General features: G+C 67.4%; 23 protein-coding genes and 1 tRNA gene. 6 read left to right on the top strand and 18 right to left on the bottom strand.

Annotated features, from left to right (window positions below):
* The first annotated feature begins 54 nt into the window (after positions 1-54).
* Both ACEQZY_RS10975 and ACEQZY_RS10970 read left to right on the top strand, forming a co-directional pair.
* The gene (locus ACEQZY_RS10975) at positions 55-1,107 is read left to right on the top strand and encodes a Rieske 2Fe-2S domain-containing protein (protein WP_370154273.1); all 1,053 of its coding nucleotides are present in this window, start codon (positions 55-57) and stop codon (positions 1,105-1,107) included.
* 98 nt (positions 1,108-1,205) lie between these two features.
* The gene (locus ACEQZY_RS10970) at positions 1,206-2,423 is read left to right on the top strand and encodes an MFS transporter (protein WP_370154270.1); all 1,218 of its coding nucleotides are present in this window, start codon (positions 1,206-1,208) and stop codon (positions 2,421-2,423) included.
* Between the two features lie 90 nt (positions 2,424-2,513).
* Here the strand turns inward: ACEQZY_RS10970 and speE are convergent, their stop codons facing one another.
* The 5 genes from speE to ACEQZY_RS10945 all read right to left on the bottom strand — a co-directional run bounded on the left by speE (position 2,514) and on the right by ACEQZY_RS10945 (position 5,421).
* Positions 2,514-3,419, bottom strand: a complete 906-nt coding sequence (speE, locus tag ACEQZY_RS10965; protein WP_370154268.1) for a polyamine aminopropyltransferase — start codon at positions 3,417-3,419, stop codon at positions 2,514-2,516.
* Positions 3,416-3,853, bottom strand: a complete 438-nt coding sequence (speD, locus tag ACEQZY_RS10960) for an adenosylmethionine decarboxylase (protein WP_341704297.1) — start codon at positions 3,851-3,853, stop codon at positions 3,416-3,418. The genes speE and speD overlap by 4 nt, the downstream gene beginning before the upstream one ends.
* 320 nt (positions 3,854-4,173) lie before the next feature.
* Positions 4,174-4,671: a PAS domain-containing protein gene (locus tag ACEQZY_RS10955; RefSeq protein ID WP_370154265.1), complete on the bottom strand. Its 498-nt coding sequence runs from the start codon at positions 4,669-4,671 to the stop codon at positions 4,174-4,176.
* A 159-nt stretch (positions 4,672-4,830) separates the two neighbouring features.
* A tRNA-Ala gene (locus tag ACEQZY_RS10950) sits at positions 4,831-4,906 on the bottom strand.
* A 185-nt stretch (positions 4,907-5,091) separates the two neighbouring features.
* Entirely contained in the window at positions 5,092-5,421 is a 330-nt protein-coding gene (locus ACEQZY_RS10945) for a TIGR02300 family protein (RefSeq protein ID WP_341704295.1), read from the bottom strand.
* 175 nt (positions 5,422-5,596) lie between these two features.
* On the opposite strand from ACEQZY_RS10945, the gene aroA reads away from it, so the two are divergent.
* Positions 5,597-6,967 carry a 3-phosphoshikimate 1-carboxyvinyltransferase gene (gene aroA, locus ACEQZY_RS10940; protein WP_370154261.1) on the top strand — a complete coding sequence of 457 codons (1,371 nt, stop codon included), beginning with the start codon at positions 5,597-5,599 and terminating at the stop codon, positions 6,965-6,967.
* A gap of 63 nt (positions 6,968-7,030) precedes the next feature.
* Positions 7,031-8,842 (top strand): hypothetical protein, encoded by a 1,812-nt coding sequence (locus ACEQZY_RS10935; protein WP_370154258.1) that lies wholly within the window; start codon positions 7,031-7,033, stop codon positions 8,840-8,842.
* 31 nt (positions 8,843-8,873) lie between these two features.
* On the opposite strand, the gene ACEQZY_RS10930 is transcribed toward ACEQZY_RS10935, so the two are convergent.
* Positions 8,874-9,806 (bottom strand): DMT family transporter, encoded by a 933-nt coding sequence (locus ACEQZY_RS10930; protein WP_341705358.1) that lies wholly within the window; start codon positions 9,804-9,806, stop codon positions 8,874-8,876.
* 78 nt (positions 9,807-9,884) lie between these two features.
* Positions 9,885-10,226, bottom strand: coding sequence for an arsenate reductase (glutaredoxin) (arsC, locus tag ACEQZY_RS10925; RefSeq protein WP_341705359.1), 342 nt, complete (start codon positions 10,224-10,226; stop codon positions 9,885-9,887).
* A gap of 108 nt (positions 10,227-10,334) precedes the next feature.
* Between arsC and ACEQZY_RS10920 the strand changes: the two genes are divergently transcribed.
* Together ACEQZY_RS10920 and ACEQZY_RS10915 are read left to right on the top strand one after the other, a co-directional pair.
* Complete coding sequence (locus ACEQZY_RS10920) at positions 10,335-11,153, top strand: ferritin-like domain-containing protein (RefSeq protein ID WP_341705360.1); 819 nt, start codon at positions 10,335-10,337, stop codon at positions 11,151-11,153.
* A 127-nt stretch (positions 11,154-11,280) separates the two neighbouring features.
* Entirely contained in the window at positions 11,281-11,739 is a 459-nt protein-coding gene (locus ACEQZY_RS10915; RefSeq protein WP_370154254.1) for a PAS domain-containing protein, read from the top strand.
* A gap of 37 nt (positions 11,740-11,776) precedes the next feature.
* Here the strand turns inward: ACEQZY_RS10915 and ACEQZY_RS10910 are convergent, their stop codons facing one another.
* The 11 genes from ACEQZY_RS10910 to pdxH all read right to left on the bottom strand — a co-directional run bounded on the left by ACEQZY_RS10910 (position 11,777) and on the right by pdxH (position 23,807).
* Entirely contained in the window at positions 11,777-12,268 is a 492-nt protein-coding gene (locus tag ACEQZY_RS10910) for an RNA pyrophosphohydrolase (protein ID WP_341705362.1), read from the bottom strand.
* Positions 12,269-12,360: 92 nt separating this feature from the next.
* Positions 12,361-13,743, bottom strand: a complete 1,383-nt coding sequence (locus tag ACEQZY_RS10905) for a divergent polysaccharide deacetylase family protein (RefSeq protein WP_370154251.1) — start codon at positions 13,741-13,743, stop codon at positions 12,361-12,363.
* Positions 13,744-13,767: 24 nt separating this feature from the next.
* Positions 13,768-15,081, bottom strand: a complete 1,314-nt coding sequence (locus ACEQZY_RS10900; RefSeq protein ID WP_341705589.1) for a S41 family peptidase — start codon at positions 15,079-15,081, stop codon at positions 13,768-13,770.
* Positions 15,081-16,307 carry a murein hydrolase activator EnvC gene (locus ACEQZY_RS10895; RefSeq protein ID WP_370154248.1) on the bottom strand — a complete coding sequence of 409 codons (1,227 nt, stop codon included), beginning with the start codon at positions 16,305-16,307 and terminating at the stop codon, positions 15,081-15,083. The genes ACEQZY_RS10900 and ACEQZY_RS10895 overlap by 1 nt, the downstream gene beginning before the upstream one ends.
* Complete coding sequence (gene gpmI, locus ACEQZY_RS10890) at positions 16,300-17,880, bottom strand: 2,3-bisphosphoglycerate-independent phosphoglycerate mutase (RefSeq protein ID WP_370154246.1); 1,581 nt, start codon at positions 17,878-17,880, stop codon at positions 16,300-16,302. Before gpmI ends, ACEQZY_RS10895 begins: the two co-directional genes overlap by 8 nt.
* A 137-nt stretch (positions 17,881-18,017) precedes the next feature.
* Entirely contained in the window at positions 18,018-18,488 is a 471-nt protein-coding gene (locus ACEQZY_RS10885) for a 23S rRNA (pseudouridine(1915)-N(3))-methyltransferase RlmH (RefSeq protein WP_341704671.1), read from the bottom strand.
* Between the two features lie 44 nt (positions 18,489-18,532).
* Positions 18,533-18,991, bottom strand: a complete 459-nt coding sequence (rsfS, locus tag ACEQZY_RS10880; protein ID WP_370154243.1) for a ribosome silencing factor — start codon at positions 18,989-18,991, stop codon at positions 18,533-18,535.
* 262 nt (positions 18,992-19,253) lie between these two features.
* Entirely contained in the window at positions 19,254-20,663 is a 1,410-nt protein-coding gene (locus tag ACEQZY_RS10875) for a sodium:proton antiporter (RefSeq protein WP_341704673.1), read from the bottom strand.
* 100 nt (positions 20,664-20,763) lie between these two features.
* Entirely contained in the window at positions 20,764-22,194 is a 1,431-nt protein-coding gene (locus tag ACEQZY_RS10870) for a sodium:proton antiporter (RefSeq protein ID WP_370154240.1), read from the bottom strand.
* Between the two features lie 64 nt (positions 22,195-22,258).
* Complete coding sequence (locus ACEQZY_RS10865) at positions 22,259-23,194, bottom strand: cation diffusion facilitator family transporter (protein ID WP_370154237.1); 936 nt, start codon at positions 23,192-23,194, stop codon at positions 22,259-22,261.
* Between the two features lie 13 nt (positions 23,195-23,207).
* Complete coding sequence (pdxH, locus tag ACEQZY_RS10860; RefSeq protein WP_341704676.1) at positions 23,208-23,807, bottom strand: pyridoxamine 5'-phosphate oxidase; 600 nt, start codon at positions 23,805-23,807, stop codon at positions 23,208-23,210.
* Positions 23,808-23,831: the final 24 nt, after the last annotated feature.

Below are 23,831 nucleotides of genomic sequence, written 5' to 3'. Positions count from 1 at the left end.
GGCAGGCCGGCTGGCGGCCTGACCAGCAGGCCAGAACGACAGGATGCCCCGTCGATGCTGACCACCAAACAGAAAACCCTGCGTAAATTCTGGTATGCCACCGTGAAGCTGGAAGACCTGAAGGCGGGTCCGCAGCCCTTCCGGCTGATGGGCGAGGACATTGTCGTGTTCCTCGACTCGGATGGCCGGCCGGCCGCTCTGGCCGACCGCTGCTGCCACCGCACCGCCAAGCTGTCGAAAGGCTGGTGCGACAACGGCCATATCGTCTGCGGCTATCATGGCTGGACCTATGACCGCGACGGCCGGTGCGTCCGCATCCCGCAATATCCGGAAGGCAGCCCGGTCTCGGGCAACATCGCCGTGCCGGCCTATCGCTGCCAGCCGCGCTACGGCTATGCCTGGGTGGCGCTGGACGAACCGCTGACCGATCTGTTCGACATCCCGGAAGACAGCGATCCCGCTTTCCGCCGCATCGACCAGTTCTACGAGGACTGGGCCTGCGCGCCGATCCGCATGATGGAGAATTCCTTCGACAACGCGCATTTCTCCTTCGTGCACAAGGCCACCTTCGGCCAGTACGACCAGCCGAAGCCGGAGAAATACGAGATGAAGGAAACCGATTACGGCTTCTATGCCGAATCGGTCGTCCCCATTCTCAACCCGCCGGTTGCCCACCAGGTCACCGGCAGCACCGATCCGACCACCAAGCGGCATATGCGCAATCACTGGTACCTGCCGTTCAGCCGGCGGCTCGACATGGAATACCCGTCAGGCATCCGCCACATCATCTTCAACTGTGCCACACCCATGGAGGATGGCCGCATCAAGCTGGTGCAGTGGCTGTACCGCAACGATACCGAAGCCGACTGCCCGACCGCCAAGCTGATCGAGTGGGATGCGGTGATCACCGCCGAGGACAAGGACATCCTCGAGGCGACCGATCCCGATGCCTGCATCGACATCAGCCGCCGGGCCGAGAACCACATGCCGTCCGACCGCGGCGGCGTGATCATGCGCCGGCGCCTGCTGGAGCTGTTCCGCCAGCAGGGCGAGGACGAGGTCTATGGCGGCATGCCGGCACGGCCGCTGCCGCAGGCGGCCGAATAGCCAGGCTGCGCCGCCGCCCGACAACCCCGGCACAGGTCGGCGGCAAGTCGGCAGCCTGACGGTGACTTTGCCATCGCCCCGGCGTATAAGCCGGGGCGATGGTTGCAATCCATCCGGCATCCGAGCTTCCCCGCAGTCCCGGCCATGGCTGGCCGGTGGTGGCGGCGTTGTCGCTCGCCCAGGTGATTTCCTGGGGCACCATCTTCTACGGGTTTCCGCTTTTCGTCGTGCCGATGGAGGCCGAGCTTGGCTGGGGCCGGTCGGAACTGAACGGCGCGGTGTCGCTGGGGCTGCTGGTTTCCGGCCTTGCCGCCTATCCGGTCGGGCGCCTGATCGATGCCCGCGGCGGCCGCTGGCTGATGACCATCGGCTCGGCGCTGGCCGGCATCATGTTCCTGCTGTGGGCACGGGTCGGCAGCCTGCCGGTCTTCTATGCGCTGTGGTTCGGCCTCGGCATCGCTCAGGCAACCACGCTCTATGCGCCGGTCTTCGCCGTGCTGACCCGCATGTTCCCGGATGACTTCCGGCTGCGCATCACCATCCTGACACTGGCCGGCGGATTCGCCAGCACGGTGTTCATCCCCCTGATCGCCTGGTGGATCGAGGCGCTGGGCTGGCGCGATGCCCTGCTGGTGGTGGCGGCCTGCAACCTGCTGCTCTGCCTGCCGGTGCACGGCCTGCTGCTGCGCGACCATGGCCGCCGCGATGCCGATGCGGCGCCACTGCCGGCGGCGGAGGATCCGATGCGGCGCGCCCTGCGCCATCCGGTCTTCTGGGGTCTCGCGGTCTGCTTCACCTTCTATTTCCTGATGCACACCATGCTGGCATTCCATTTCATTCCGATGTTTGCGGAATACGGACTGCCGCTTGGTGTTGCCGTCGGCATCCTCGCGGTGATCGGCCCGGCCCAGGTGGCCGGCCGCGTGCTGCTGCTGTTCGGCCGCCGCCTCGATGCCGTGGCAAACGGGATTATCGTGATGGCGCTGTTCATGGTGTCGCTGCCGCTGCTGATCCTGTTTCCCACCATCGTGCCGGTGCTGTTCGTCTTCGCGGCGCTGTATGGCGCCGCCAACGGCATGATGACCATCCTGCGCGGCACGGCGGTGCCCGACCTGCTGTGGCGCGAGGGGTATGGCGCGATCAACGGCGCGCTGACCCTGCCGACGGCGCTGGCGGCAGCCGTCGCGCCGTCGCTGGCGGCATGGATCTGGGGCCTGGGCGGCGGCTATTTCCCGGTCCTGGTCTGCGCGCTGGTTTTTGCCATGATTGCCGCGACCGCCTTCGGTTATGCCGTTCTGCGGCGCCGGCGCGGCTGACGCGGCAGCCGGTCAATGAAAAACGCCCGCCGGACGGGCCGGCGGGCGCTGCAGAGTTAAGCTAGCTTCTGCTTTTTATTTCGTGGAGTGTCAGCGCTTTTTCGCGGCCTTCTTCGCCGCCGGCTTTCCGGCCTTCACCGGCTTCGGGGCCGGCAGCAGCCTGGCGACGAAGTTCGGCAGCGCGAAGGCGCCGAAATGGATTTCCGGGTTGTAGTAGCGCAGGCCCTTCAGCATCGCCTTGTCGAAGCGGGCAAAGACCTTGCGCGGGTCGACATCGGTGATGTCGCGGTCCGAGGCCCAGGTCATCGACATGAAGCCGCAGACGTAGGTCGGCACCACGGCGAGATAGGTGCCCGAATGCGCCCAGATCTTCTGGAACAGCCTGATCGCGTCGGTCAGTTCCGGGCCCTGCATATGCGGCACGCCGTTCTGGGCGACGAGAATCGCGCCCGGTTTCATCACCCGGCGGCAGTTATCGTAGAAGGCCTTGGAAAAGAGCACGGTGGCGGGGCCGACCGGATCGGGCCGGTCGACAATCACCAGATCGTAGCGCTCGTCGGTGTCGCGCACCCAGGCGGCGCCATCGCCGACCACCAGGTTTGTGCGCTTGTCGGAAAACGCCTTGCCGCAGATTTTCGGCAGGTATTTCCTGGCGATGTCGATCACCATGCCGTCGATCTCGACCATGGTGACGCGCCGGATGCTCTTGTGCTTCAGCACTTCCTCGAGAATGCCGCCATCGCCGCCGCCCACGATCAGCACCGACTGCACGGCGCCATGCGCCAGCACCGGCAGATGCGTCAGCATCTCGTGATAGACGAACTCGTCGCCCTCGGTGCACTGCACGACGCCGTCCAGCGCCAGCATGCGGCCGAAGCGGCCGCTCTCGAACACCTTGACCTTCTGGTACTTCGACTTGCCCTCGAAAAGGACCTTCTTGATTTCGTGACTCTGGCGGAAACCGGAATACAGAGTCTCGTTGAACCAGGTGGTCACAGAATCAGTCCCCGCTTCATCTCGGTGCACTGGATGTTGTCGGGCAGGAAGGCGCGGCGCAGCACCGGGATCGCCCGGGTCGGCTGGCAGTCGCCGCAGACGAAGACATCCAGCGCGGCATAGCCCTTTTCCGGCCAGGTGTGGATCGACATGTGGCTTTCGGCCAGCACGGCCACGCCGGAAATGCCGCCATTGGGCTCGAAATGGTGCAGGTCGATATTCAGCAGGGTGGCGCCGATCTCGCTCACCGCCTCGGTCAGGGTCTGCTTGACCAGCGCGAGGTTGTCGAGATGCTTGCCGCCCCACAGATCGATGATCAGGTGCATGCCGGCATAGCGCACGCCATCCTTGCAGATGAAATGCTCGTCGGCCGCATCAACGGCCGATGCTGCCGGAACTTCATAGAGGGCCGGCTTGGTTGCCTTGTTCGACATGGAATTCTCTCCACCAAAGGCGGGCCGCCGCGACTTGCCTGCTGGCGGTCCCTGGGTTTGTCCGATTGGCAGAGAGACTGTTGGGAAAGCCCCGTGGTTCCGGCCGGCAAAATCCATGAAATCGCCGGCGGCCAGTGCGCCACTTTCCAAACAGCCTCGGTAGGGGGGTATGGGGCACATCTCCCCGCGATGCAAGAAAAAACTGCCTTTCCGGGGGAGTTTTCTGCATTGCGGCAGAGTCATTCCGGCAGTGTCATATTTCTGTCAGGCCGCACGCCAGAATCTTGTCCGCGCGGTCAGATTCGCCTCATCTTCGGTCGTCAGTCCGTTGGCGTCGCATCGGCGAAAATCTGGCAGGCCATCACCATGTCGACGGTGCGGCCGTCATTGGCCAGCGGCAGCCAGATCACTTCGTAATCGTACCAGCGTTCGTCCAGCAGCTGCCGGTTATGGACCAGCAACGGGGCCGGATCGCGCACGATTGCCGTCAGTCGCCCGATCAGCAGCATGCGGTATTCCGGGGCGTCCATCTCGTCCAGCCACTGGCCGGTCGGGTCGCGGTCGAGCCGGCTGGCCTGGTTGGTGCCGGCAAGGCGGATGCGGAACCGCAAAGGATCACGATGCACCTCGATCAGCGCGACATTGCCGAGCGCCTTGCGCATGGTCAGCGGATCGAAATCGGCCCGGGCCGGCAGCCGCCCGGTTTCCGCCTGGCGGCCGAGCCAGTAGCGGTAGAGATCGGCGATCACGGCATGGCGGCAGGCTTCCGGCGCCGGAGACCAGGTCAGCTGGCCGTTGTCATTCGTGGTCGCAATCATCCGGAACTGGCGCCTGTGCTGGGAGAGCCCGATAATAACCCGCTAGGGGAATGTGAAATATTGCCCGGCGGCGGGCAAACCGCAAGCACCGCCGGTCTGGCGGGAAGCCCGGCAGAAGACGGGAGGGGCAGGGAATGTGATGATGCGGCGGGGGGATTTTGGTGGAGCCAAGCGGGATCGAACCGCTGACCTCCTGCATGCCATGCAGGCGCTCTCCCAGCTGAGCTATGGCCCCATAAAATCACGGACTTGAAGGCGTTCCGGAAGGAACGCCGGGGTCCGTCGGCGGGGGCGGACCATAAGCCGGCCCCCGGGACTTTGCAAGTGTTTCATCGGCCCCCGGCGCAGGGATTTCTCATGACCGCCGGATGTCGCTGCCGCCCGGGCGGAAGACCGGGCGGCAGGCGGCCTCAGAGACGGTCAGCGCTCTTCTTCGCCATCGGGCGCGGCATCGACGTCGATCTCTTCCGAGACATCGTCCTCGTCGAAATCCTCCTCGTCCTCAAGCACGTCGTCGCCGATATCGGAATCCTCGATATCGGTATCGACATCATCCGTGGCCGCGGGTTTCGGCGGCTTCGGCGCGGGCTTCGCCTCTTCCGGCTTGGCCGGCCGGCGCGATTTCACCAGCACATCGGGATTGAACTCGGTGCCGCATTTCGGGCACAGGATCGGCGACTTGTTGAGATCATAAAAGGCGGCGCTGCAGCTCAGGCAGCGGCGCTTGTTGCCCCACTCGGGTTTGGCCATCGACAGAATCTCCATGCCATGGGCGTCCGGACCCCGCCCTGGGGGCGGTCTCCGGTGCTGCCCCGCCGGTCTGGCCGGGGCGGCGCGATTGTGTTAAAGAAGCGCGCCCTGTCAACCCGTAATACCGGCTTTTTTCTGGCCGGTTGCCGCCCAGCCAGAACGAGACGGCCCCGCCATGACCGCCGCCCCCGACCCGCACTCCCGTCCGTATCGTGCCCGTCCCGGCCAGGCCCTGTCCGGCCATGCCGCCGTTCCCGGCGACAAGTCGATCTCGCATCGCGCCCTGATCTTCGGCGCGCTCAGTGTCGGCGAAACCCGGGTGACCGGTCTGCTGGAGGGCGAGGACGTGCTGCGCACCGCTGCCGCCATGCGTGCCATGGGCGCCGAGGTCGAACGGCTGGGCCCGAGTACAGCGGGAGGGGGCGAATGGCGGGTCTGGGGTGTCGGCATCGGCGGCCTGTCGGAGCCGGCCGATGTGCTCGACATGGGCAATGCCGGCACCGGCGCACGCCTGGTGATGGGGCTGGTTGCCAGCCACGATTTCACCGCCGTCTTCACCGGCGATGCCTCGCTGCGCCGCCGCCCGATGGGCAGGGTGACGGAGCCGCTGTCGCGCATCGGCGCCGTCTTCACCGGCCGCCGCGGTGGGCGGCTGCCGCTGGCGGTGACCGGCACGGCGCATCCGCTGCCGATCGAATACGAACTGCCCGTGGCCTCTGCGCAGGTGAAATCCGCGGTGCTGCTGGCCGGGCTGAACACGCCGGGCATCACCACGGTGATCGAGCCGGAGCCGACCCGCGACCATACCGAAAACCTGCTGCGGCATTTCGGCGCCAGCGTCGCCGTCGAGACGACGAAAACCGGTGGCCGCATCATCCGGCTGACCGGCCAGCCGGAATTTCGCGCCGCCGCCATCGATGTGCCGGGCGATCCGTCTTCGGCGGCGTTTCCGCTGGTGGCCGCTTTGCTGGTGCCGGGGTCGGAAATCACCATTGCCAATGTCGGCCTCAATCCGCTGCGCACCGGGCTGTTCATGACCCTGCAGGAAATGGGCGCCGATATCACCTACACCAACCGGCGTGAGGCCGGCGGCGAGCCGGTTGCCGATATCGTGGCGCGGCATTCGGCGCTGAAGGGCGTGACCGTGCCGCCGGAGCGGGCGCCCAGCATGATCGACGAATATCCGATCCTGTTTGCCGCCGCCGCCTGTGCCGCGGGCGATACCGTGGTGCGCGGGGCGAAGGAACTGCGGGTCAAGGAAAGCGACCGCCTGATGCTGATGGCGCGCGGCCTGAAGGCCTGCGGCGTCGATCTCGACGAGTTCGAGGACGGCCTCGTGATCCGTGGCCGCGGCCGCCCGCCGCAGGGGGGCGCGGCCATCGCCACCGAGCTCGATCACCGCATCGCCATGTCCTTCCTGGTGCTGGGCATGGCTGCGCGGGATGGCGCTGCCATCGACGATGCCCGGGTGATGGATACCAGCTTTCCCGGCTTCATTGCCCTGATGCAGGGGCTGGGTGGCAACCTCGCGGCGGAAAACCGCTAGCGCAATACCCCTCTGTTGCACCACCGGGTCTCGCCGCCATAATGCGGTGAAACGGGGGCGGCCATGACACAGACAGCGACGCCGGCATACCGGCCGGCTTTCGAGATCGTGCTGGTGAATGCCGGTGCGGTGTCGGGCGGTGCCTATACGGCGGGCGCACTGGATTTCCTCTACGAGGCCCTCGATCAGTGGACCCGCGCCAAGGCCGATGCGGCCGCGGGAAACGGCCCGGCGGTCCCCGATCATGATGTGATCCTGCGTGGTGCCGCCGGCGCCTCGGCCGGAGCCATCGGCAACGCGCTGACCGCCATCGCGCCGTGGCACGGCATCCACCCGGTGCGCGATCTGGTGCGGCGTGATCCGGACGGCACTCTGTCGGGCGTCGCCGCAGCGGAAGATGCCGCCAGCTGGCAGGTCAACGAATTCTTCCGCTCCTGGGTGATCGAGGCGGACCGTATCTCGCTGTTCGGTACCAGCGATCTCGAACGCGAGGCCACGGTGCCCTCGCTGCTGAATGCCGACATGGTGGATGCCATCGGCGACGGCCTGATCGGCCGTCTGACCGAAGCGGCGCCCGCGCCGCCGCAATACCCCTTCATCGCTGCCGATTACCGGCTGACACTCTGCGTCACCAACCTGCCGGGCCTGCCTTACCGCATCGCCATGGGCGGCCTTGCCGGCACCGACGGCCAGACCGTCACCACCCATGGCGATTACGTCGCCTTCCGTGTTTCCGGGCTGGGCGCCGGAGCGGCGCGCAGTGATCCGGCGCCTGCCGCCAGCCTGCCGCCGCCGGCCCCGGCGATGCGCGATGACTGGCTGCCGCTGACGGCGGCGGTGGCGGCCAGTGCCGCGGTGCCGGTCGGCTTCCGCGCCCGGCCGGTCGCGCAGCCGGCGGATGTTTATCTGCAACGACCCTGGACGGTGCCGGCCGACCCCGCTTCCGGCCGCCATACCGACCTGCGGCATATTCCGCCGGCCTGGGATCCGATGCCGGCGGAATATGCCTACTGGGCGATCGATGGCGGCATCGTCGACAATGCGCCGGTGGAGCTGGGGCGGCAGATCCTGGCCGGCGCCGGCAGCCGCAATCCGCGCGATGCCCGGCAGGCGCATCGCGCCCTGCTGCTGATCGACCCGTTTCCCGATGCGCCGCCGCCCTACCGTCCGCCGGGGCCGATGCCGGGCATGCTGGCGGTGGCGGGCAGCCTGTTCGGACTGTGGTGGCAGCAGACGCGCTTCGATCCGGCCGAACTGGAAACCGCGGCCGCCGAACCGGTGCGCAGCCGGTTCATGCTGGCGCCGGTGCGCGTTGCCGCCGGTGGCGAACGCTTCATCGGCGCGCGGGCGCTGTGTGCGGGCGGTCTCGGCGGTTTCGCCGGCTTTCTTGCCCAGCGCTACCGCCTGCACGATTATCAGCTCGGTCGCCGCAACATGCAGAAATTCCTGCGCGACCATTTCACCCTCGATCCGGAGAATGCCGTGTTCGGCGGCTGGCCGGCGCGGCAGCCGGAGGCGGCCGCCGCGTTCTTCGCCCGCGATCATGACGACCGCCCGGAGCGGCACGAATTTCCGGTCATCCCGCTCTGCGGCACGGCCGCCGGGGAAGTCCTGCCCTATCCCTGGCCGGCGGGAATCCCGCTGGCAAAGGACTGCGTGCCGCTGATCCGCCGCCGGCTCGACCTGATGCTGCCGCGGCTGCTGGCGGAAGCGGTATCGCATGCCGACCGGCATGCCGGGGCCGCCTGGCTGCATCGTGCGATCGGCTGGATGCTGCGGCCGGTGCTGTGGCTGCTGGGGCGCTGGCTGTCGGCGCGGCTGGTGAAGGCGATCGGCCGGCAGATCGATGCCTTCCAGGCCGACTGGAAGCTGTGATCAGGCGCGCTAGGCAGCCGGGCCAGTGGCGTCAGGCCTGGGGTGCCGGCTGCCGGGCCGGCTTGAGGATCAGGCCGAGTGCCAGGGCGACCAGCGCCAGCGCGGCGAATTCGGGCCAGCGCGGCTGCTCGCCCAGCATCACCATCGACGAGAAGACGCCGACCACCGGGATCATCAGCGTGCTCAGCCCGCTGATGCCGGCCGGCAGGATGCGCACCAGCGTGTTCCAGGCCCAGTAGCAGAACACGAAGCAGATGCTGGCATTGTACAGCATCGCCAGCCATGGCCCGGCAGAATAGACGAACCAGCGGTCGGTCTCCAGCAGCGGTGCCAGCACGAAGATCGGGATTCCGCCCAGCACCATCTGCCAGCCGACGAAGGGCACGGCATTCATCGGGATGGCATACAGCTTGGTCAGCAGGGTGCCGATGGCCCAGCAGATTGCCGCGCCCAGCACCAGCAGCACGCCGAGCGGCTCGCCGGCCATCGCCTCCCATTCGCCGCCGAGCAGCACGGCGAGGCCCAGCAGCCCGATGCCAAGGCCCGCCAGCTTCCATCCGGTCAGCCGTTCATGCAGCACCAGTGCGCTCATCGGCAGCAGCCACAGCGGCATGGTGAAGGCGAGGATGGTGGTGCGGCCGGCCGGCAGCATGCCGAGGCCATACAGCACGAACACGTTCCAGCCGGTGATGGTGAACAGGCTGATCGCCGCCAGCTTCCAGCCATAACCGCGCGGGATGCCCAGCGGCATGCGTTTCCAGAGGGCAATGGCAAACAGGCCGAGCGCGCCGCCGCCCAGACAGCCGGCTCGGAAAGTGAAGACCGGAATTTCCTGCAGCGCGATCTTCATGATCGGCCAGTTGACGCCCCAGAACAGGGTCAGCAGCGCCAGCAGGGTCAGCGCATAGGCGGAAATCGGGGGCTGTGCGGCCGCCGGGGCGGTGGCGGCGGAACGGTCGGTCATCGGGTTTTCCCGGGCTGGTGGGGCGGACGGGCAGGTTCGTCGGTATGCCGACAAACTAGGGCCGATGGCCTGCGAAGGCTAGAGCAGGTCCAGCACCCGTTCCGGCGGCCGGCCGACCACGGCACGCCCCCCGTGCACGAAAATCGGCCGTTCCAGCGCCGCTGGATGGGCGGCGATGCCGGCGATCAGGGCAGCCTCGGGCATGTCCGGGGTCAGGCCGGCCTCGGCTCCCTCCTTGCGGCGCAGCACATCTGCCGCTTTCAGGCCGAGCCGGTCGAGCAGGCTTTTCAATCCCGCTGCCGAGGGCGGGGTCTTCAGGTATTCGACAATGGCCGGCTCGACACCCTTCTCCTGCAGCAGGGCCAGGGCCTGCCGGGATTTCGAGCAACGCGGGTTATGGTACAGCAGGGTCTCGGCCATGGTCACGCTCCTGTCGTCAGGATGCCTCAAGAATGTCGCTATAACCGGGACTTAGCAACGTCTGCGAAGAGTTGCAATTTGATGACCAGGGTATAAATACTGGACGTCATGACCCGGCACTGGACACTGGACGACATTCCCTGGGCGCAGTTCGACCCGACCAAGGTCGATCCGGATCTGCTGCGCGCGATCAAGGCGGCCGCCCTGGTCGAGCATAATGCCGACGACTACGTCACCTATCTGTGCAACGTGTTCGCCGACGATCCGGATTTCGTCGCCGCGGCGCGGCAATGGGGCGCCGAGGAGGTGCAGCATGGCCAGGCCCTGGCGCGCTGGGCCCAGCTGGCCGATCCGGATTTCGATCCGGCGCTGGCGCTGCAGCGCTTCACGGAAGGTTACCGCCTGCCGCTGGAGGCGACCCAGTCGGTGCGCGGCAGCCGCAATGGCGAGCTGGTTGCCCGCTGCGTGGTCGAATGCGGCACCTCCAGTTTCTACAGCGCAATCCGCGACGCCGCCGCCGAGCCGGTGCTCAGGGCGGTTGCCGCCCGCATCGCGGCCGACGAGTTCCGGCATTTCAAGCTGTTCTACGATCACCTGCAGCGCTACCAGAAGACTAGGCCGATGGGACGGCTGCGCCGTCTGCTGATCGCGCTGACCCGCATGCGGGAGGCCAGCGACGATGAACTCGCCATGGCCTACTGGTGCGGCAACGGCTGCCGCGACGGCTACAGCCGCAGCGCCCAGAGCGCCGCCTATGAACTGCATGCCAGCCGCGTCTACCGTTTCGGCCATATCCAGCGCGGGCTGGGCATGGCCCTGAAAGCCTGCGGCATGGATCCGCAGGGCTGGTTCAGTCGTCGCTTCGCCGGGCTGACCTGGTATCTGCTGCAGCGCCGGCAGCGTCGACTCGCTGCCATCGCCGCCTGATCGTGATTCTCCGCATACTGCCGGCGTGCATATCTTTCCGGTAACATCGGCGGCGCCGGCTTGCACAGCATCTCCGGCGGTCTAGCTTATGCACATGATAACGCGGCCATTGCCCAAGAGCCGGCACATGATGCCGGTGGCGGAGAAGGATCTCGATCCCCGCCTGCAGGATTTGCTGCGCTACTGGCAGGGCAAACGCGCCGGTCGCCGCTATGCGGCGCGCGCCGATTTCGATCCGCTCGACCTGAAACCGGTGCTGGGCAACATCCTGCTGGTCGATGTGGTGGCACAGGACGACGGCAGCAGCCGTTTCCGCTACCGCCTGTTCGGCAGCGAATTCACCTTCTATCATGGTCGTGACCTGACCGGGCAGTGGCTCGACGACATCGCCAATACCGGTTTCCGCGACGAATTGCTGGCGCTGTACCGCGAGGTGGTCACCGCGGGCGAGATGCGCACCCTGTCCTACGATTACCTGGTCGATGACCGTCGCCACCGCTTCCAGGCGGTGCTGCTGCCGTTGTCGGCAGATGGCCGGCGGGTCGACATGGTGCTCGGCTGCGGCGTGCCGGTCGCGGTCTACTAGCTGGGGGCGGCGGTATTCCGCTGCGGCCCCGGCCGGATCAGGTGCGGACCCGGTCGGCGAATTCGGCGACGATCAACTCGTAGATCGGCCGCTTGAACGGCACGATGATGTCGGGCAGCGAGCGGAACGGCGCCCAGCGCCATTCATTGAACTCCGGATGCGCGGTGGCGATGTTGATATCGGCATCGCGGCCGCGGAAGCGGGCGAGATACCATTTCTGCCGCTGACCGCGATAGCGGCCCTGCCACACCCTGGCGGCCAGATCCGGCGGCAGGTCGTAATGCAGCCAGCCCCGGCTTTCGGCGATCACCTCGGCCAGATCCGGCCGCACGCCGATTTCCTCTTCCATTTCGCGCAGGGCCGCGGCCAGCGGATCTTCGCCGGGATCGATGCCGCCCTGCGGCATCTGCCAGGCTTCCGCCGTCTGGTCGATGCGCTGGCCGACGAAAACGAGATCGTCGGCATTCAGCAGTGCGATGCCGACGCCGTCGCGGTAGGGGCGGGTATCGCTGTCGTGGGGGGCACTCATGGTCTGACCTGTGCTGAAAAGCCACCGCGCAGCCGGAAACCGGTCCGGAGGCGGTGCGGATGTGGCGGTGCGCGACTGTTGCGGCGCGGCGGTTATTCCGGGTTCTGGCGGTTGGCCACGGCGGAGACCGGAACCAGCGCGATGCCCTTGCCCGGCAGCGTGCCGGTCCAGGCCAGCAGACGGTCGAGGGTGACAGGATAGGGCTGGGCCGAGCCGACGGCAACGCCGCTGACCCGGGCGGTGCGCTCCAGTTCTTCCAGCCGCGCATCGATCAGTTCGGCGGTGGGCAGCTGGTCGATCTGCCGGTTGCTGAAGGCATAGACGCCGCCGGCCTCGCGCACGATGCGGGCGGCAACGCTTTTCGGTGCCGTGCGGGCATCGACGAACATCAGGCCGCGCGCCTTCAGGGTGCCGGCGATCAGTTTCATGTGCTCGGGCGAGGAGGTGTATTTGCCGCCCATCAGGTTGGTAAAGCCGATATAGCCGGGCGCGCGGGCCAGCGCCCAGTCGAGCCGGCGGACATTCTCGTCCTCGTTCAGCGAGGTCAGCAGCGTATAGGGACCCGGATCGCTGGAAGGATAGTCGAACGGCTCCATCGGCAGGTTCAGCAGCACCTCGTGGCCGACGCTGCGGGTGCGCTCGATCTGCTTGTCGAGCCCCTGCGCATAGGGATTGAAGGCGAAGCTGATCTCGGGCGCCAGCCGCTCGGCCGCCAGCAGGCTGAGCTGCGGGTTGAGGCCCAGATTGTGCAGCACGATGGCGATGCGCGGCCGGTCGGCCGGCGCGTCATAGGGCCTGGCATAGGCGCTCCAGGGCTGGCGGCCATCGGCGCCGATCTTCGGCACCAGGCCGCGTGGCACACGTTCGGCCAGCGCCGGGTCGGGTGCGATCAGCAGGCCACTGGGCAGCCGGCCGACCTCGGCCGGCGCGGCGGCGCGGCTCTGCTTCTGTTCCGGCGCCAGCCGTGCTTCCGGCGGCAGGGTCAGGCGGGTGACGCCGATCACCACTTCCGAGCCCGGCAGGGCGGTCAGCGACTGGCCGGTGGTGACCAGCCAGCCGCCGGCACCGGCCAGCATCAGCAGCACGCCGGTCCATGCCGCCAGCAGCAGCCGGCGGTTGACCGTGCGCAGGTCACCGCGCAGGAAAGGCGGCCAGAAGACATAGCCGAGATAGCGGGTCAGCTTGTGCTTGAAACCCTCGCGGCGCGGCGGCGCTGCCGGTGTGGCGGCAATCTCGTCCTCGCCGCCATTGATGCTGCGCACCAGATCGGCGTCCTCGTCGATCCGCGTCGGGTCGGATGCGTCCTGCAGCAGATCGCCGGCGTCATCACCGGCATCGTCGCCGGCTTCCGCCGCCATGGCCGCCTGCCGCTTCGCCTTGCCACGGCCGAACAGCCGCTTCAGCAGCCCGGGCTTGCCTGCGGGTTCCGCCATGGCCCGATCCTCCGGATCGGCATGCAGCGGCGTATCTGCCATGCGGCGGCGGCCTTCCTGTGCCGGTTACTTCTTGGCGGCCGGCTTCGGCGGTGCACGCAGCACCTCCATGGCGGCCTGCAGCACCACATCGGGACCGTCCTCGCCGGGCACGGGGGCCTTGGCCTGCGGCGTCTTTTCGTTGCGGTCCGGCGCCTTGTCGGCTTCGTCGCTGGTTTCGTGCTTGCCGGTCAGGTCGCGCCTGGCCTTCAGCGCCGCTGCGATCATGTGGTCGCGCTCGTTCCAGGCCTCGATATCGGGGGCGATGCCGACCTTGTCGATGCTGCGGCCCGACGGCGTGAAATAGCCGGCGGTGGTGATCTTCATGCCACCGAACTCGCCCAGCGGGATCATGGTCTGCACCAGGCCCTTGCCGAAGCTGGTGTTGCCGACGATCACCGCGCGGTGGTGATCCTGCAGGGCACCGGAGACGATTTCGGAAGCGGATGCCGTGCCGCCATTGACCAGAACGGCGATCGGCTTGCCATCGGCGATGTCGCCGCGCTTGGCATTGTAGCGCTGGCCCTCGTCGGCATTCGGCCGCAGCGAGCGGGTCGAGACGATCTCGCCCTGGTTCAGGAAGGCATCCGAAACGGAAATCGCCTGGTCGAGCAGGCCGCCCGGATTGTCGCGCAGGTCGATGATGTAACCCTTCAGCGCCGGCCCCATCTCGGATTTCAGGCGGTCGATCGCCGCCGTCATGTCCTGGGTGGTGTGTTCGTTGAACGACGAGATGCGCAGATAGGCGAATTCGCCTTCGCGGCGCGAGCGCACCACGCGGGTCTTGATGACCGCGCGGGTGACCTTGACGTCGAAGATCTTGGCCGCGGCATCCATGCCGCGGCGCACCGTCAGCACGATGCTGGTATTCGGCGTGCCGCGCATCTTCTCAATGGCTTCCTGCAGCGGTTTGCCCATGACGGGATCGCCGTCGAGATGGGTGATCAGGTCGCCGGGCAGCAGGCCGGCACGCTGCGCCGGCGTGTCGTCGATCGGCGACACCACCTTGACCAGGCCGTTTTCCTGGGTGACCTCGATGCCCAGCCCGCCGAATTCGCCGCGGGTCTGCACGCGCGCTTCCTGGAAGCTGCGCGGCGGCATGTAGACCGAGTAGGGGTCCAGCGAGGCGAGCATGCCGTTGATGGCCGCCTCCATCAGGTCCTCGTCCTTGGTCTCCTTGTAGTAATCGTTGCGGACCCGTTCGAAGATCTCGCCGAACAGGTTCAGCTGGCGATAGGTCTCATTGGTCTGCAGGACACCCATCTTGCTCGGCGCGGCGAACAGCGCGACCGATCCCATCAGCGCGAAGGCGCAGACGCCACCGAGGAGGAAATTGCGCATCAGCCGCTCACCTTTCTTTCGCCCGAGGCCAGCCAGGGCAGCGGGTTGACCGGTTCGCCCTTGCGCCTCAGTTCGAGATACAGCACAGGCCTGTCGCCTGCTCCGGAAGTCCCATTCGCGGCGGCGCTCATCAGGCCGACCGGCTCGCCGGCCAGAACCCACTGACCGACCGCACGGTCGATCCGGCCGAAGCCCGCGAGCAAGCTATGGTATCCCCCGCCATGTGCGATGATCAAGAGTTGCCCGTAGCCGCGGAAAGGGCCGGCAAACATCACTTTCCCGTCAGCCGGTGCCACCACCTGGCCGCCGGAGCGGGTTTCGATGCGGATACCCCGCAGGGGCAGGCCATTCTCGTCGGTCTGGCCGAACCGCCCGACGACCCGGCCGCTGGCCGGTAAAGCGGCACTGCCTTCCAAAGCGGCATAACTGTCCGGCGGCTCGCGACCGGCAGGTTTTGCCGGTCCGGCCTGGCTGCGGGCTTCGGCGGCCCGGCGTTCCTGCTCGCGGCGCTCCTGCTCCACCAGCCGCTCGATCAGGGCACGCAGGTCCTTGGCCTGGGCGGCCAGCTGGCTGCTGCGCTCGCGCTCGGCGCTGCGCTGCTCGGCGGTTTCGGCCATGGCGGCATTGGTCTGCGCCTGCAGGAATTCCAGCTCGCGCCGTTCCTGGTCCAGCCGGGCGATGGCGCTGCCGAGCTTTTCCTGCTCGGCAGCGACGCCCTCGCGCAGGCGGGTCAGGCGGGTCAGTTCGTCTTTCAGCCGGGCGGCCCGGCTTTCGATTTCCGGGACCAGGGCCGCCATCAGCTGGCTCGCGCGCACCATGTCGAGTGCCGAACCCGGCGCCAGCACCATGGCTTCCGGCGGCTGCCGGCTCAGCCGGGCAAGGCTGGCCAGGGTCTGGCCGAGTTCGGCGCGCCGGGTTTCCAGCGCTGCCTGCGCGACTTTCTCCTCGGCCAGCAGCCGGGTCAGGCGGTCTTCGGTGCGGATGACGAGGTCTTCCTGGGTCTGCAGCTTGCGGGCGGCGGTAACCAACTGGCGCTGCAGGTCGCGCTGTTTCTGTGCCAGCTTGGCGGCTTCGGAGGCGAGGTCGCGTTCGCGCTCGCGGCTTTCCTGCAGCTTCTTCTGCACGTCCTGCAGCTGTTGCTGCTGCGGGGCGGCGGTCTGGGCACGCGATTCCCCAGTCCCGGCGGCGACCGCCAGCAGCAGGAAAAGGCCGGCGGCCCTATGCAAGACGGCGGGCGCCGGCTGCCGCCGCGGCGCCGGGCTGCGCGAGGTTGCGGCCGGTCATCGCCGCCGGCTGCGGCAGGCCGAGGAAATGCAGCAGGGTCGGCGCGATGTCGCAGAGCCGGCCGTCGCCGAGCGCATAGCCGTCGGTGCGGCGGCCGACCAGCAGGGCCGGCACCGGATTCGTCGTGTGCTGGGTATGGGCCTGGCCGCTCTGCAGATCGAGCATCTCTTCGAGGTTGCCGTGATCGGCGGTCACCAGCATCACGCCATCGGTCTGCTGCACCGCCTGCTCCAGCCGGCCGAGCGCGGCATCGATGGTTTCGGCCGCCCGGATCGCCGCCGGCATCGAGCCGGTATGACCGACCATGTCGGGATTGGCGAAGTTGACGATGATCAGGTCGAATTGGCCTGATGTGATCGCCGCCGTCAGCCTGTCGGTCACTTCCGGCGCCGACATTTCCGGCTGCAGGTCGTAGGTGGCCACCTTCGGCGACGGCACCAGGATGCGCTCCTCGCCCGGGAAGGGCAGTTCCTCGCCGCCATTCATGAAGAAGGTGACATGGGCGTATTTCTCGGTCTCGGCGATGCGCAGCTGCGTCCGGCCGGCCTTGGCCAGGGTTTCGCCCAGCGTGTCGGGATAGCGCACCGGCGCATAGGCCGTGGCAAGAAACGGATTCAGTGCGGCCGAATACTCGGTCAGGCCGACGGCGCCGGCGAATGTCACCAGCCGCGGCCGCGCGAAGCCGTCGAAATGCGGGTCCAGCAGGGCGGTGAGAATCTCGCGGGCACGGTCGGCGCGGAAATTCGCCATCAGCAGGCCGTCGCCGTCGCGCATGCCGGAAAAGCCGTCAATCGCGGTGGGCTGCACGAATTCGTCGGTCTTGCCGGCGGCGTAGGACTGCTCGATGGCGGCCTCGGCGGTGGCGGCCGCTTCGCCCTGCGCATCGGTCAGTGCGGCATAGGCGGCGGCGACGCGGTCCCAGCGCTTGTCGCGGTCCATGGCGAAGAAGCGGCCCGACACGGTGGCAACGGCAATGCCTTCCGTGCCGGCGATGGCCTTGCGGAAATCGGCGACATACTCCAGCGCGCTCTGCGGCGGGGTGTCGCGGCCGTCGGTGAAGGCATGCACCCGCACGGCGATGCCGGCCCCGGCGAAAATCTTCGCCACGGCAGCCATGTGATCCTGGTGCGAATGCACGCCGCCCGGCGACAGCAGGCCCAGCAGGTGCAGCGCGCCGCCGCTGGCTTTCAGCTTCGCAACCAGGCCGGTGATGGCGGCATTGTCCTTCAGGCTGCCATCGGCCACCGCGTTGTCGATGCGGCCGAGATCGGGCACGGCGATGCGGCCGGCACCGATATTCATGTGGCCGACCTCGGAATTGCCCATCTGCCCGTCGGGCAGGCCGACATCGCGGCCCGACGTGCCGATGCGGGCGAAGGGGCGGGTTTCCAGCAGGCGGCGGTAATTGGGCAGCCGTGCCTGGGCCAGGGCGTTGTTGGCCGGATCGTCACGCAGGCCCCAGCCATCGAGGATGCACAGGATCACGGGTTTCTTGGCGTCGGGGGTGTCGGTCATGGGTCGGCGGCATCACGCAGAAGAAGGTGGAGAAATCAGTTTCCTAGATAGCGCATGCCGGTCCCGCCGTCACGCCGGGCTTTCCGTCTGCAGTGATCGATTCCGTCGATTTCCGGCGGTTTTCAGGCGATCTACGGTCAGTCCCGGTGGTAGGGATGGCCGGCCTGCAGGCTCCAGGCGCGGTAGAGCTGTTCCAGCAGCAGCATTCTCGCCAGCAAATGCGGCCATGTCATGGCGGACAGCGACAGGGTCAGGCGGGCCCGGTCCAGCACTGCCGCATCGTGGCCATCGGCGCCGCCGATCAGGAAGGCGACCTCCTGTTCGCCGCCATCGCGCCAGCCGGCCAGGGTCTCGGCGAATTGCCGGCTGCTCAGGCTTCTGCCTTTTTCATCCAGCGCCACGATCACGGCCCCTTTCGGGACGGCGGCCAGCAGCAGGGCGCCCTCGCGGGCCTTGCGGTCGGCGGCATTGCCGCCCTGCCTGCGGTCTTCCACCTCGCGGATCGTCACCGGCCAGGGCAGCCGGGCGCGATAATCTTCCAGCAGGCTCTGGGCCGCATCATGCTTGGCCCGGCCGGCCCGACCGATGCAGGCAACCGTGATCTTCATGGGGTGATTTCACCGCCCCGGTCTGGCCCGGAGCGATGCTTTCATCAGGCCGCCGCCGGTTCCGGAATCGTCGCGCCCCACATCTTTTCCAGATTGTAGAAGCCGCGCACTTCCGGCCGGAAGATATGCACCACGATGTCGCCGGCATCGATCAGCACCCAGTCGCCGGCAGCCTTGCCTTCGGCCCTCAGCTTGCGGCCGGCCGTGGCACTGATGCGCTCGACCAGATGCTCGGCGATGGCGCCGACCTGGCGCGACGAGCGGCCCGAGGCGATCACCATGTAGTCGGCCACCGAGGATTTCCCGGACAGGTCGATCGACACGATGTCCTCGGCCTTGTCGTCATCCAGCGATTTCAGGATCAGTTTGTGCAGCTTCTGCACCGCGGCGGGGATGCCGGTTTTCTTCGGGGCTGCCGGCTTCGCGGCTTTGGGTTTCGCGGCCCTGGATTTCGCGGCGGTCTTGGCCGTCGCCTTGGCCGTCTTGGTCACCCGGGTCGTCACGGTCTTCGCCGTGGGCTTTTTGGCCTTGGCCGCGGGCGATTTGGCGCCCGGTTTGCTCTTTACTGCGCTTTTCACGGTTCTGGCGGCCTTGGGCTTGGACCCGGCGGTCGCGGCAGCGCGCTTGCGCGTCGTCGTGGTTGCGATGGCTAGACCCTCCTCGATTGCACCCCGATCCGGGGCGGGCGGGGCCGCGCCCGAATCGGGATCAGTTTACCCCGACTCGGGTTTACCGACAATTACAGCCTTGTGAATCCCGCAGCGGTCACAGCAGCCACAGCCAGGTGACCAGGGCGAAGACCGGCAGCAGCACCGGCACCGACCAGGCCATGAAGCCGAAGAAGCTCGGCATGCGGATGCCGGCCTGCTCGGCGATCGCTTTGACCATGAAATTCGGCGCATTGCCGATATAGGTCAGGGCGCCCATGTAGACGGCACCCATCGAGATCGCCAGCAGGGTGTTCACCAGCGGGCCCATCAGGGTCGGGGCATCGCCGCCGGCCATGTTGAAGAACACCAGATAGGTCGGCGCGTTGTCGAGGAAGCCGGAGAGGATGCCGGTCAGCCAGAAATACATCTCGTTGCGCGGACCGCCGCCGGGGCCGGTGGCCAGTTCGATGATGCCGCTGAGCGCGCCGTCGGTGCCGGCGCGCAGGATGGCGATCACCGGCACGATGGTCAGGAAGATGCCGGCAAACAGCTTGGCGACCTCGAGGATCGGTTCCCAGTTGAAGCCGTTGCCGACCCGGGTCTCCTTGCGGGTGATCACCAGCGAGAGGCCGGCGAGCGCGAGCAGGATGGCATCGCGGGCCAGGTTCTGCGGCTTCACGTCCACGCCCCAGACATCGAAGCTCCAGCCCGGCTGCCACGAGCCGGACATCAGCACGGCACCGACCACGCCGGCCAGCAGGAAGATGTTCAGGCCGCCCTCGACGCGGATCGGGGTATCCGGCGTCGGGTCGCGGGTGACGCCTTCCTTCACGTAGTAATAGCGGTCGACCAGATAGAATACCGCCAGCAGCAGCATGCTGATCAGCAGGGTCGGTGCGAACAGATGCTCCATGGTCCAGAAGAACTTCACGCCGTTGAGGAAGCCGAGGAACAGCGGCGGATCGCCCAGCGGGGTGAGTGCGCCGCCGATATTCGCCACTAGGAAGATGAAAAAGACGATGACATGGGTGTTGTGGCGGCGGTTGTCGTTGGCGTTGATCAGCGGCCGGATCAGCAGCATGGCGGCGCCGGTGGTGCCCATCCAGCTGGCCAGCACGGTGCCGGCGGCCAGCAGGCCGGTATTCAGGCTGGGGCTGCCATGCAGGTTGCCGACGATGCGCACGCCGCCGGCGATGGTGAACAGCGACAGCAGCAGGATGGTGAAGGGGAGGTATTCATGCAGGGCCACTTCCAGCACCACATGGGCGGTGCTGCCGATGCCGTCCAGCAGGGCGAAGGGTACCAGGAAGGCCAGGGCCCAGAAGCCGGCGATCTTGCCGTAATGATGGTGCCAGAAGGCCGGCGCCAGCAGCGGGAACAGGGCGATGGACAGCAGGATGCCGGCAAACGGGATGCCCCAGACCAGCCCCATCGCGGCGCCGTCGACCGCCGCGGCTTCCGCCGGCAGTGCGATGGACATGATGGCCGTGGCCGCGCCGCTGGCGCGGAGCAAGGGCATGAACATTGCGGAACCCCCTGTGAAATCGCAAATTTCGCGATCCCATATGGAGATTCCGCGCCGTTTCCGCAACCCCCGGCCGGCGCCGGGTCTGCCGATTTCCGCCTCAGAACAGGAAGAACAGCAGGGTGACCAGCGCGAAACAGGGCAGCAGAATGCTGCAGCTCCAGGCCATATAGCCGAAAAAGCTCGGCATCCTGAGGCCCTTTTCCTCGGCGATGGCCTTGACCATGAAGTTGGGCGCATTGCCGATATAGCTGTTGGCGCCCATGAAGACGGCACCGGCCGAGATCGCCATCAGCGTGGTGAACAGCGGTCCCATCAGGGTCTGGGCATCGCCGCCGGCCATGTTGAAGAACACCAGGTAGGTGGGGGCGTTGTCGAGGAAGCTCGACAGGATGCCGGTCAGCCAGAAATACATGATGTTGTTCGGGCTGCCATCGGCGTGCGAGGCCAGGCTGACCAGCGGCCCCAGCGCGCCGTCAGTGCCCGCGCGCAGGATGGCGATGGCCGGGATGATGGTGACGAAGATGCCGGCGAACAGCTTGGCGACCTCGGCAATCGGGCCCCAGGTGAATCCGTTGCCATCGCGGGTCGCCTTCGCCGTCAGCTTCAGCGAGGCGAAGGCGATCGCCAGCAGCAGGATGTCGCGTGCCAGATTCTGGGTTTCGACATGCACGCCGGCGATGCTGATGCCGTGGCCCGGATGCCAGGTGCCCGACATCAGCACGGCCAGGATCACGGCGCCGAGCAGGATCAGGTTGATGCCGCCCTCGATGCCGATCGGGCTGTCCGGGGTCGGGTCGGCTGGCACGCAGCCCTCGCGGCGGTACAGCCAGCTGTCGAGGGCGTAGAAGATGCCGAGCAGAAGCACCACCACCACCATGGTCGGCAGGAACAGGGCATGGGTGGTCCAGAAGAAGCTGACGCCCTTGAGGAAGCCGAGAAACAGCGGCGGATCGCCCAGCGGGGTGAGTGCGCCGCCGATGTTGGAAACGAGGAAGATGAAGAAGACCACCACATGCACGCTGTGTTTACGGTTGTCGTTGGCGCGCAGCAGCGGCCGGATCATCAGCATCGAGGCGCCGGTGGTGCCCATCCAGCTGGCCAGCACGGTGCCGACCAGCAGCATGGCGGTGTTCAGGCTGGGGCTGCCATGCAGGTTGCCGGTCAGCCGTACGCCGCCGGCCACGGTGAACAGAGTGAACAGCAGGATGATGAAGGGGATGTATTCGTGCAGGGCGGTTTCCAGCAGGGTGTGCAGGGTTGCGCCGGCGCCCGCGGTCAGCGCGAAGGGCAAGACCACGCAGAGGCCCCAGAAGGCGGCGACCTTGCCGAAATGGTGATGCCAGAAATGCGGCACCGCCAGCGGCATCAGTGCGATCGACAGCAGGATGCCGGCAAAGGGCAGGGTCCACAGCAGGCCGAGACTGCGGCCGTCGATCCCTTCCGCGGCCAGCGCCGGCATGGTAGGCAGCAGGACAAGGGCGGCAGCCGCCAGGACAAGGCTGCCGGGCGCGAAACGGCGGATCGTCATGTCTGTGGACCTCTCCGGATACCAGTGGCGGCGGAGATCAGCCTGCCGCCCTTGGCGGCGGAGATTAGCCCTGCCGCCTGCCGCCCTCAACCCCGGTGCCGCCGCCGGCGGGGTCCTGGTGGATGATGACTTCGGCGCCGGGGAACAGTGCGAGGATCTCCGCCTCGATGGCATCGGAAATCCGGTGCGCCTCGCGAAGCGATATCTGCGGGTCGAGTTCGAGGTGGAACTGGATGAAGGCCTGGTTGCCGGACTGGCGGGTGCGCAGGTCATGCAGGCCGCGGGTTTCCGGGTGGGCCCGCACCACCTGCGCGATCCGGTCGCGGTCGGCATCGGCCAGTTCGCGGTCCATCAGGTGGTCCAGCGCACCACGCACGATGTCCCAGGCGCTTTTCAGGATCACCGCGGCCACCACCAGGGCGCAGGCGGGATCGGCCCAGGCCAGATCGGGCCGCGTCGCCAGCAGCAGGGCGAGGATCACGGTCGCATTGGTCAGCAGGTCGCTGAGATAGTGCAGGCTGTCGGCCGAGACGGCCAGCGAGCCGGTCTGGCGGATCACGTGGCGCTGGTACAGCACCAGCCCGCCGGTCAGCAGGATCGAGACCGCCATCACCGCCAGGCCGGGCAGGCTGTGGTCCACCGGCCGCGGACTGAGCAGGCGGTCGGTGGCCTCGACCACCAGGAACAGTGCCGAGCCGGTGATCAGCGCGGCCTGGCCCAGCCCGGCCAGCGCCTCGGCCTTGCCATGGCCGAAGCGGTGCTCGGCATCGGCCGGGGCCAGCGCCTGGCGCACCGCCAGCAGGTTGACCAGCGAGGCCAGTGCATCGAGCAGGCTGTCGACCAGCGACGCCAGCAGGGCGACCGATCCGGTAACCAGCCAGGCGGCCAGCTTGGCCCCGATCAGCACGAGCGCCACCGCCACCGAGGCCCAGGTGGCGCGCCGCATCAGCCGCGCCTTCATGGCCGGGTCGGTGGCGACGAAGGCGGCGGGGCCGCTCATCCGGCCGGCACCGTCACGGGAACAGCCGCTCCGTCGTCCAGCCGGCATCCCCTTCAGCATTCTGGCTGCGGCTGTAGACCAGCCGGTCATGCAGGCGGAACGGGCGGTCGGCCCAGAATTCGATGCTGGCCGGCGCGATGCGGAAGCCCGACCAGTAGGGCGGCCGCGGCACCTCGCCGATGGCATATTTCGCCGCGTATTTCGCCACGGCCGCCTCCAGCGCGAAGCGGCCTTCGACCGGGCGGGATTGCTGCGAGGCCCAGGCGCCGATGCGGCTGTCGCGGGGGCGCGAGGCGAAATAGGCATCGGCCTCGGCATCGCTGACAACGCTGACCGCGCCGCGGATGCGCACCTGGCGGCGCAGGCTTTTCCAGTGGAACACGGCCGCCGCCTGCGGGTTGGCGAGCAGCTCGCCGCCCTTGCGGCTTTCGAAGTTGGTGTAGAAGACGAAGCCCTGCGCGTCATAGCCCTTCAGCAGCACCATGCGCACATTGGGCAGCCCGCCGGTATCCGCCGTGGCCAGTGCCATGGCATTGGGGTCGCTGGGTTCGCTCTTTTCCGCTTCCGCCAGCCAGGCGGCGAAATGGGCGAGCGGATCGGCATAGGCATCCATCGGGGAACCGTGGCAGTTGGATGT

Origin of the sequence: Ferrovibrio sp. (assembly GCF_964218355.1) — a bacterium.
Taxonomy (GTDB): Bacteria; Pseudomonadota; Alphaproteobacteria; order Ferrovibrionales; family Ferrovibrionaceae; genus Ferrovibrio.
Note: the sequence above shows the minus strand (reverse complement) of the source record. Positions and strands in the feature narration are given on the sequence as shown.

Coding starts and splice junctions, on each gene's coding strand:
- ACEQZY_RS10975 (WP_370154273.1), top strand. CDS start 55: ATGCTGACCACCAAACAGAAAACCCTGCGTAAATTCTGGTATGCCACC.
- ACEQZY_RS10970 (WP_370154270.1), top strand. CDS start 1,206: ATGGTTGCAATCCATCCGGCATCCGAGCTTCCCCGCAGTCCCGGCCAT.
- speD (WP_341704297.1), bottom strand. CDS start 3,853: ATGTCGAACAAGGCAACCAAGCCGGCCCTCTATGAAGTTCCGGCAGCA.
- ACEQZY_RS10955 (WP_370154265.1), bottom strand. CDS start 4,671: ATGATTGCGACCACGAATGACAACGGCCAGCTGACCTGGTCTCCGGCG.
- ACEQZY_RS10945 (WP_341704295.1), bottom strand. CDS start 5,421: ATGGCCAAACCCGAGTGGGGCAACAAGCGCCGCTGCCTGAGCTGCAGC.
- aroA (WP_370154261.1), top strand. CDS start 5,597: ATGACCGCCGCCCCCGACCCGCACTCCCGTCCGTATCGTGCCCGTCCC.
- ACEQZY_RS10935 (WP_370154258.1), top strand. CDS start 7,031: ATGACACAGACAGCGACGCCGGCATACCGGCCGGCTTTCGAGATCGTG.
- ACEQZY_RS10930 (WP_341705358.1), bottom strand. CDS start 9,806: ATGACCGACCGTTCCGCCGCCACCGCCCCGGCGGCCGCACAGCCCCCG.
- arsC (WP_341705359.1), bottom strand. CDS start 10,226: ATGGCCGAGACCCTGCTGTACCATAACCCGCGTTGCTCGAAATCCCGG.
- ACEQZY_RS10920 (WP_341705360.1), top strand. CDS start 10,335: ATGACCCGGCACTGGACACTGGACGACATTCCCTGGGCGCAGTTCGAC.
- ACEQZY_RS10915 (WP_370154254.1), top strand. CDS start 11,281: ATGATGCCGGTGGCGGAGAAGGATCTCGATCCCCGCCTGCAGGATTTG.
- ACEQZY_RS10910 (WP_341705362.1), bottom strand. CDS start 12,268: ATGAGTGCCCCCCACGACAGCGATACCCGCCCCTACCGCGACGGCGTC.
- ACEQZY_RS10905 (WP_370154251.1), bottom strand. CDS start 13,743: ATGGCAGATACGCCGCTGCATGCCGATCCGGAGGATCGGGCCATGGCG.
- ACEQZY_RS10900 (WP_341705589.1), bottom strand. CDS start 15,081: ATGCGCAATTTCCTCCTCGGTGGCGTCTGCGCCTTCGCGCTGATGGGA.
- gpmI (WP_370154246.1), bottom strand. CDS start 17,880: ATGACCGACACCCCCGACGCCAAGAAACCCGTGATCCTGTGCATCCTC.
- ACEQZY_RS10885 (WP_341704671.1), bottom strand. CDS start 18,488: ATGAAGATCACGGTTGCCTGCATCGGTCGGGCCGGCCGGGCCAAGCAT.
- ACEQZY_RS10875 (WP_341704673.1), bottom strand. CDS start 20,663: ATGTTCATGCCCTTGCTCCGCGCCAGCGGCGCGGCCACGGCCATCATG.
- ACEQZY_RS10870 (WP_370154240.1), bottom strand. CDS start 22,194: ATGACGATCCGCCGTTTCGCGCCCGGCAGCCTTGTCCTGGCGGCTGCC.
- ACEQZY_RS10865 (WP_370154237.1), bottom strand. CDS start 23,194: ATGAGCGGCCCCGCCGCCTTCGTCGCCACCGACCCGGCCATGAAGGCG.
- pdxH (WP_341704676.1), bottom strand. CDS start 23,807: ATGGATGCCTATGCCGATCCGCTCGCCCATTTCGCCGCCTGGCTGGCG.